The 9,049-nt window shown below is 71.1% G+C and carries 3 protein-coding genes and 1 pseudogene; 1 reads left to right on the top strand and 3 read right to left on the bottom strand.

Going from position 1 to position 9,049, the window contains the following annotated elements:
• Positions 1–152: 152 nt before the first annotated feature.
• The 3 genes from MKL11_RS16340 to MKL11_RS16330 form a co-directional block, all read right to left on the bottom strand.
• The gene (locus tag MKL11_RS16340; protein WP_243945162.1) at positions 153–4,538 is read right to left on the bottom strand and encodes a translocation/assembly module TamB domain-containing protein; all 4,386 of its coding nucleotides are present in this window, start codon (positions 4,536–4,538) and stop codon (positions 153–155) included.
• A gap of 129 nt (positions 4,539–4,667) precedes the next feature.
• Complete coding sequence (locus MKL11_RS16335; protein ID WP_243945163.1) at positions 4,668–6,611, bottom strand: autotransporter assembly complex protein TamA; 1,944 nt, start codon at positions 6,609–6,611, stop codon at positions 4,668–4,670.
• Positions 6,612–6,851: 240 nt separating this feature from the next.
• A complete protein-coding gene (locus tag MKL11_RS16330) occupies positions 6,852–7,847 on the bottom strand; it encodes a family 43 glycosylhydrolase (protein ID WP_243945161.1) in 996 nt (331 codons plus the stop codon).
• 381 nt (positions 7,848–8,228) lie between these two features.
• Here MKL11_RS16330 and MKL11_RS16325 point away from each other — a divergent pair.
• Positions 8,229–8,810, top strand: a pseudogene (locus tag MKL11_RS16325) (zinc-dependent alcohol dehydrogenase family protein); the annotation flags it as partial.
• Between the last annotated feature and the right edge of the window lie 239 nt (positions 8,811–9,049).

Below are 9,049 nucleotides of genomic sequence, written 5' to 3'. Positions count from 1 at the left end.
CCCTCCCCCGCAAAGGGGGGAGGGAGACGCGCTTGGGGTTGGCCTTGGCCCTCATCCGGCAGCGATGTGTGACCATCACATAGCGCCGAGGGGGAGAAAGGGCGCGTGTCAGATCTCGACCGCCAAATCCGACCGCGCGCGTGCCCCCGCCCCTACCACTCGTACTCCGCCCCGACACCTAAGCTGGTCCGGCCATCGCTCCCCGCCTCGCCCTTCAGCTTGATCCGGCGGGTCACGTCGAAATCCACCCCCACGGCCGTATCAGCCGGCTTGGCGCCGGCCTTCACGCCGACGCTGACCCGGTCCGAGATGTAGCGCGAGGCGCCGAGCGCCGGGCCGCCGCTTGCACCCGTGGAGACGTCGAGGCTGTCGAGCCCCAGCCCCTTGCGGGCCTGCTCGAACACGTCCGGCCCGGCGGCCCCGCCCGAGAGCTGCGCCACGGCCTGGGCGAGCTGCAGGGCCTGGAACGGCGACAACCCGCCGGCCGCCTTCTTGAACAGCAGGCGCGACAAGATCTCGTCCTGCGGCAGCACCGGATCGGAGGTCAGGCTGAATTGCGGCGCGTCCGCGTAGCCGCTCACCGCCACCCGTGCGGTGACGTCGCCGGCCTTGGTCTCGGCAGCGAAGTCGAGCTCCGGCGTGGCCAGGCTGCCCGCGAAGGTGAGGTTGCCGCGGCTGAAATCGAGGCGCTGGCCGACGAGCTGGAACACCCCGCGGCGCAGGCCGAATCCGCCCACTGCGTTCGGCGCCCGCGACGTGCCGGTGACCCGGAGCGACCCGCCGAGCTCGGCGTCGATGCCGCGCCCGCGCACGAAGATCCGGCTCGGCGCGTCGATCCGCACGTCCAGGGTGGCGTCGAACGGCACGGCCGGCTTCCTGGACCGCTTCCCGGGCGCGACCGCGGCCTTCCGGTCGGCCCGCTGCGCCAGCCGCGCCCGCGCCTCCGGCGGGGTGTTGACGTGGCGCACCCCCGGCAGCGGCTTGACCGTGGCGGGCAGCCGGTCGGGCACGGCGACGTCGATCGACACGACGTCGACCCGGCCGGCGATGCGCGGGGTCCGGGCGAGCGGGCCGGTCAGATTGAGATCGACGCTCGACACCGCGGTCATCAGCGGGCTGGAGACCAGCTCCGCCTTGTCGGCGGTGACGTGGAACTGGCCCGGAAAATCCGGCTCCAGGGCGACGCGGCCCGTCACCGAGAGGCGGCCGCCGTTCCGGGCCGAGGCGGTGAGGCGCTCGACCACGACGCTGTCGCCCCGGCCGGTCACGCGGCCGTCGATGTCGGTGAGGCGGATGCCGTTGAGCGGATCGGTGAAGCTGCCGCCGGTCAGCACGGCCGAGCCCTGGGCCCGGGGCGCCGCCAGGGTACCGGTGACGCCGCCGTCGATGGCGATCCGCCCGGTGACGCTCTGGCCGCCGACGCTCAGGAGCGTGTTGGCGAGCGACGCGTCGAGGGTGCCGCGGGCGCGCAGGTTCAGCGGGCCGCCGGTCTCCACCGGCAGCGCGCCCGCCACCGTCAGGGCGACGCCCTTCCCGGCCGCGACCCGGCCGTCGAGGCTGGCCTGCCCGTCCGACAGGGTTCCCTTGGCGCTGGCATCCACCGGCGGCAGCCCGGCCTGGCGGGTCTGCGGCGCGACGAGCTTCGAGACGGTGAGGGCGTAATGGCCCTCCGGGCTCGCGGCCGGCCCGTGCAGGTCGGCGTCGCCGTCGAGGGTGCCCGAGAGGGCGAGGTCCGGCGCGGCGATCCGGGCGAGCGACAGGGGCAGCGCCCGGATCGCCACCTTCAGGTCGAGGTCCCGGCCGGCTCGGCCGCCAATCGTGACCCGGCCGGAGCCGGCCGCGATCGACAGCCCGTCGATCACCGCGCCGCCGTCGCGCAGGGTGACGGTGGCCGGGCCGGTCAGGGCGAAGCGGTCGCCGCCCCGGGCGGCCGAGAAGCGCTGGATGTCGATGCGGGTGTCGTCGGCCGGCACGAGCCGGACGGCGCCGTCGAGGTTGAACCCGCGTGCCTTGGCGGTGAGCGTCACGTCGCTGCCGGCCGGGCTCCCGATCGCGGCGAGGCGGACCGTGTCGATCTGCTGGCCGGCGGCGAGCAGCCGGTCGGCGTCCAGGCGTCCGTCGAGGACCGGATGGGCGCGCAGGTCGCGGCCCTTCAGGTCGGCGTCGAGCCGGTTCAGGCCATAGGCCCCATAGCGAAGGGCGGCCCCGGTCGCCCGGATCGCCGCGTCCTGGCGGCCGCCGTCGCGGGCCAGCGTCACCGTGGCGTCGAGTTGCCCGGCCATGGGCTCGGGGGCGAGCGGGGAGATGTCGGCGAGATTAGTGGCCTTCACCGCGAGGGTCCCGGCCGACAGCCAGGAGTCTGCCGCGACTATGGCGTTGCCCGAGACCGCCACCGAGCCGAGATTGAGGTCCAGCCGGTCGAGAACCCAGTCCGCCCCGGCCTTCGCCACATGGGCGCCGCCGCGCAGCGCCTTGCCGGCGACGTCGCCCGAGAGCATCAGCGTCCCGTCCGGCGCCAGCAGGGCGTCGGACAGGACGGCCTCGGCCCGCAGGTCGCGGATCGGCTTGCCGTCCGCGGTCGCTGCAGGCGCCGTGACCGTCGCGGCCAACTGCGGGTGTTCCAGGGAGCCGGTCATGCGCGCGTCGATGCCGGCGCGCCCGGTCAGGCGGCCGTCGAGATCGGCGAGGCTCTTGAGGTCGATGCGCCCGGCGACATCCGCGCTGGCCGAGGTCGCCTCGCCCTGCAGGGTCGCGGTCAGGCCGGCGCTCTCCAGGCGCAGATGGTCGAAGCCGTAGCCGTCATAGGATTGCGACACTTTTCCCTGGAGCGTCGGCGCTCGGCCCAGGACACGGTCGGCCGCCGCAATCCCGGTGGCGATCCCGGCGCCGGTCACCGTAAGGTCTGCGGCCAGCGCTTTGCGGGCCGGATCGCCGCTGAGCCGCGCCTTCGCGTCGAGGCTGCCGGCGAGCCCGTGGCCGGCGAGCCCGGAGAACACCGCGAGATCGGGCAGAACGGCATCCAGCGTGCCGGTCAGGGTGTTCTGGCCGACACGGCCGGCATAGCTCGCCTTGGCGGTGTCGGATTCGACCCGAAGGTTCGTGACGTCGACGATTCCGTCCGGGCCGGAGGCGGCCCGCAGGGTCAGCTGGGCGCGGCTGCCCAGCGCCCGGCGCAGGGCGGGGTCGGCCAGCCGCAGGCCGTCGACCTTGCCGTCTGCCGTGATCGTGAAACGCTGGGCGGATGGATCGCCCTGGGGCTCGACCCCGAGTCGCGCCTCGATCCGGTCCAGGGCGGACTCGCGGCTGCGCAGGCCCGCGGCGTCGAGATTGCCCCGCACCGTCGGCGCGGTGATCGGCCCCTTCACGCTGCCGTCGAAGACCAACCTGCCGATCTCGGCCTCGCCGGCCTTGGTCACCGCGCCTTCGGTCGGCAGGGCGCGGGCCTGGAGGGTCAGGTCGGCGATCCGGTCCTTGGTCAGGCTGCCGCCGGCGGCGAGCCGCGCGGTGCGCGAGGTCAGCTCCAGGCGGTCGATCCGGAAGGCGCCGCTATCCGCGAAGGCGAAGCCGCCGTCGAGCTTGGTCGTGCCGGCGAAGACCGAGGCGGCGGGACCCGGCACCAGGCCCTCGATCCGCGCGGCGAGGTCGAGCGCCAGCCGGCGCTCTGCGCCGATCCGCGAGATCTTCGCGCCACCCTTGGCGCCGATCTCCGGGCCGGCGGCGAAATCGAGATGGGCGTTCCAGGCATCGAGGGTGCCGGTGCCGGCAAGCTCGAAATCGATCGGCGGCGTGCCCGGGATGTTGGCCGCCTTCGACAGCAGGCCGCCCGCCGGCTCGACGAGTTTCGCCGTCAGTTCCAGCTTGTCGCCCTGCGGCACGTAGACGAGGGAGAGCAGGAAGCGCCCGGCGGCGTCGAGGCGCTGGGCCCTCGCCTGCAGGTCGAGCCCCTCGCTGGCGGCACCGAGCCGCGCCTTGCCTTCCGCGGAGAGCCGGGCCGGCTGGCCGGCCACGGGCTCGCCCAGCACCAGTTCGGCCAGCTTGAACCCCTTGATCTCGACCTTCACGGGCAGGTCGGGCAGCAGCTTGCCGTCGGGTTTCGCCTCCGGCGGTGTCGGGCCGGGGATCGGCCGCCGCAACACCTCGATCCGTCCGATCTCCAGGCTGTCCACCTCGAGCCGCCCCGACAGCAGTGCCAGGCGCCGCCAGACGATCCGGGCCCGGTCCATCTTCAGCCAGACGCCGTCGCGGTCGCTCACCGCCACGTCGCGGATCGTGGCGTCCGAGGACAGCGCCCCGTCCACCGCGCCGATCGCCACCCGGGACGACGGCGTCGAGAGCGCCCGGGACAGCAGCCCGCCGAGCACGGATTTTTCCGCGTCGTCGGCGTGGGTCGGCGTGACGATGGGCAGCAGCACGGTGACGAGAAGCGCGAGGCAGGCCAGCACGAACGCAGTTCCCCTCCCCCCTCTGCGGGGGAGGGTGGCCCCCGAAGGGGGTCGGGAGAGGGGAGCGACGGCGCAGGAAAAGGCTGAGCCGTTCATGCCGGTCGCGCCCGTTCCTGACGCCGGGTTCCCCTCTCCCGACCCCTGCTGGCGCAGGGGCCACCCTCTCCCACAGAGGGGGGAGGGCGAGATTCTGAGCTCGGCCCGTCTCCCAAGAAAATCGACCATTCAGAACGCCTGCCCCAGGCTGAGATACAGGACGGCCGGGCGGACATGGCCGCCCTTGTAGGGGTCGAGCGGGAAGGCGAGATCCGCGCGGATCGGGCCGATGCCGGTGTAGTAGCGCAGGCCGATGCCGACCGATTTCCGGATCTTTTCCTCGAAATCCGGCAGGGCCGAGGCGAAGGCGGTGCCGGCGTCGAAGAACGGCACCACCCCGATCGTGTCGGTGACCTTGATCCGCGCCTCCAGCGACGCCTCAAGCAGGCTGCGGCCGCCGATCGGCAGGTTGAACGGACCGATCGGCCCGAGCGTCCGGTACGGATAGCCGCGCACCGAGCCGCCGCCGCCCGCGAAGAAGCGGAAATTGTCCGGGATGTCCCCGAGCGGCGCGCCGGAGACCGAGCCGAACCCGATCCGCCCGGCCAGGATGTAGCGGGATTCGTCGTCGAGCGAATAATAGGTCGAGCCCTGCGCCTTCGCGACGACGATCCCCGGCGAGGAGATCGCCCCGGGATAGGCGGCCAGCGACGCGATCGCCCGGAACCCCTTGGTCGGATCGAGCAGGCTGTCGGTGGAATCGTAGGTCACGGAAGCCGGCACGCCGATCAGCCGGTAATTGACCGTTCCAAGGGCGTCCTTCGACCGGCCCGCCTGCGCGTCCAGCCCGATCTGCGCCGAGAACGTATCCGAGAACCGGTGCCGGATCGCGGCCGAAACTCCGCCGCCATCCACCAGGTAGCTCTGCTGGACCTCGCGGGTGATGAAGGCGTTGGCCAGGAGGTCGTTGCGGGTGCCGCCGAGCGCCGGCTGGACGTAGGTCGCCGACAGGCGCCCGCCGAGTCCGTTGGTGCCGATCCCGGCGATCTTGCGCTGGGTCGCGAACGGATCGTTGCCCAACCCCAGGTAGTAGATATCGGCATCGAGCCGGAAGGTCTCGCCGCCGCCGAACAGATTGCGGTTGGCGTAGTAGGCGCGCACGCCCGGCCCGTCGACGGTGGAATAGCGCGCGGAGATTCCGACGAGATTGCGCTCTCGCTCGCTCAATTCGGCGAAGAGCGGCAGGTTTCCATCCGCGTCGAGCGCCGTCCCTTCGCGGACCCGCGCGGCCCCGATCGCCTCGATGCGCGTCAGCGACTTGCGGATCGCCGCCACCGCCTGGGGCGAATACGGATCCCCCGGCTCGGCATAGATAAAGGATCGGATCGTCGCCGGGTCGATCCCCGGCGCCCCGTTGACCGCCACCGGCCCCAGCCTGGCCAGAGGCCCGGGATCGACCGTGAAGGTGACGTCCATGACATGGGCGGTGTCGTCCACCACCGGATCGCGCGCCACCACCTTGGCAAAGGGATGACCCTGCGCCCGGAACTGGTCGACGATCCGGGCCTCCCGGGCCAGCACCGTGGCCGAGCGGGCCGGTACGTCGTCGTCCACCCGGGTAATCCGCGGCGGCAGCACCTCCTCCGGGAACGGTCGGCCGGCGCCATCGCGCACGGCGATCCGGCGCAGGGTGTAGAGCGGCCCGAGATCGACCGCGATCCGCACCGGCACGAGGCCGCGGTTGCGCCACCGTTCCGCGGCCCCCACGGCAGCGGCGGCCCCGGCCTGGCCTGCGACCGGCACGGAATCGATCCGGATCGCGGCATTGCCCTGATAATAGCCGTAGCCCGACAGGACGTCGGCGAGCTTGGGCAGGTCGGTCTCGGCCCGGCGCAGGAGCCCCTCCCAGTCCGGCGGCGGGTCCTGGCGCAGGCGATAGAGCGTCGAGATATCCTGGAGCGCCTGCAGCACGTCGGAATCGTCCGTGCCGGTGATGCGCAGCGCATAGGGCAGCGCCGTCGCGCTGGGCGCCGGCGGCTCGGGCTCCGAGCCGAACAGGCCGAACAGGTCGAAGGCGCGCGCCGGCATGGGGTCGGCCGCGAGGAGCGGCACGGACGCCGCGGCCACGCGCATCAACCGCGGCAGCGCACGCCGCGCACCGGACACGACCGATCGACCCAGGCGAGAGGACACACGCAAAATGCGGTCTTCAGCTCCGATCGCGGTGGGCTGCGCCGCTCGGACGGTGATGCGTCATGCTCCCTCTCCGCGGCTGAAACCGCGTCCCCACCCGCATCCTAAAGGCGCGGGTGGGGAACGCCAACACCAAGTGGCCGCAGCCTGGGGACGGACGGTGATGAAACGGCGACCGGGCTAGGTCGGAAGCGGCCCGTTGGCCACCGGCACCCCGAAATCCGGCACGCCGTCGTCGCCGTAGCGGATCGGCTGGACCCGGGTGTGGCGGTTGGGATCGAACAGTGGGTCGCCCACGATCGTCTCATAGTCGCGAGCATGGAACACCAGCATGTCCCGGCCGTGCGCATCGACCGTGAAGCTGTTGTGGCCGGGGCCGTAGATGCCGTGCTCGGGACAGGTCCGGAAAACGGGACGCGGCGATTTCGACCAGCTCGCCGGGTCCAGGATGTCGGCGTCGTCGCGGGCGGTGAGCATGCCCATGCAATAGCGCGCATCCGTCGCGCTCGCCGAATAGGTCATGAACAGCCGGCCGTTGCGCGCCAGCACGGCCGGTGCCTCGTTGACCTTGTAGCCCTGCACCTCCCAATCAAGGGTCGGGATCGACAGGCGCGCCGGTTTGGCGGCCAATGTCAGTGGCGTCGCGAGGGGCGCGAGGTAGAGGTTGGAATTGGTCTCGATGCCCGGCTCGCGCTGCGCCCAAGCCAAGTAGCGCGTGCCCCGGTGCACGAAGCTGGTCGAATCGAGGTTGAAGCTGTCCCAGGGCGCCCGGAACGCGCCTAGAACCGACCACGACCCGGTCATCGGATCGGTCCCGTCGCAGGCGATGGCATAGGTGCGGATTCGGAACACGTCGCCGCCGCCGCCGCTCGGACTGGCGGCGAAATACATGATCCAGCGGCCGTCGATCCGGTGCAGCTCGGGCGCCCAGATGAAGCCCGACCGCGGGCCGCTGGTCTCGTGGCGCCACAGTACCGTTTCGGGCGCCACCGATAGGCCGGCGAGGGTGCGTGACCGTCGCAGCACCAGCCGATCATACTCGGGGACCGAGCCGGTCATGTAGTACCAGCCGTCATCGTGCCGGAAGACCTGCGCGTCGGCGCGCTGGCGCACGAGCGGATTGATCAGCGGTGGATCGTTCTCGGCCGAGAAGGCTAGATCTGTCGCTGCGAGCAACGCAGCGGATCCGCCGGCCAACATCCCACGACGGTTGAGCCCGTTCATCGATGTCCTCCCGAAAATGTATTGGGCCGAAGCGCAGCTCAGCCGCCCAAGATCTATCACGGGATTGCGTCGATCAGGAGATCGATATCGCCTGAAATTGGCCGATATGATTTCGCCAATGAGATGAAATACAGTTCGTATTTCGACCTCGAGTTGCGATGATCGTATCGCGACGGGAGAACGATGACGGCATTGCCGCGCCGGCCGCATGTTCGCGGCGAACCGATAGCGTTTGTGCGTGATGCTCAGGCCGATTCGGTTCGCGCGGGGCTTTCGGCTCGAAGGGCGGATTCCTCCGGCAGCGCCGCAGCCAGCGCATCTATCGCTAGGCGCACGCGCTGTGCCGGCTTGACGGCCTGGTTCGCGCTGGTCGAGCGCGGTCAGCTCCGAGCAGGCCAGAGCGTGCTGGTCCAGGGCACAGGCGGCGTCGCCCTGTTCGGTCTCCAGATCGCCAAGGCCCACGGCGCCGAGGTTTTCGTCACGTCCGCGTCCGGGGAGAAGCGCGAGCGCGTCCGATCCCTCGGCGCCGACCACGCGATCGACCGTGACGGCTGGGTCGAATCCGTCTACCGGCTGACCGCGGATCGAGGGATCGACCACATCCTGGAGATCGTCGGCGGCGCCCATCTCGCCCAGTCGCTCGAAGCGGCTGCCGTCGGTGGACGCGTCTCCGTGATCGGCGTGATCGAGGGATACGATCTGTCGGCGGCTGCGGGACAACTTTTGCTCAAATCCGCCACGGTTCAAGGCATCCGGGTCGGTCACCGCCGCGCGCTGGAAGATCTGGTCCGCGCCGTGGATGTCTTGAAGCTGAAGCCGGTGATCGACCGGTCATACGCCTTGGCCGACGTCCTGGCCGCCCTCGATCATCTGGATCGTGGTCCATTCGGCAAGATCGTGATCATGTTCGACTGACGGTCAGACCGGCGAAGCCCCCTCTCGAACCCTCCCCTGCCCCGAAGCGGCGCTGCCCGGTCCGTTAAATCGGGGCTCGACCGTCACCGTCAGCCCTGGAACGCAGAAAACCCGGTCCGCGTTGGGCGGGCCGGGTTCGTGAAGGATCGCATAGTCGAAAGAGATTTGGTTGCGGGGACAGGATTTGAACCTGTGACCTTCAGGTTATGAGCCTGACGAGCTACCGGGCTGCTCCACCC

The sequence above is a fragment of the Methylobacterium sp. J-077 genome (genome assembly GCF_022829365.1).
Taxonomy (GTDB): domain Bacteria; phylum Pseudomonadota; class Alphaproteobacteria; order Rhizobiales; family Beijerinckiaceae; genus Methylobacterium.
This window is presented reverse-complemented; position numbering and strand designations above follow the sequence as displayed.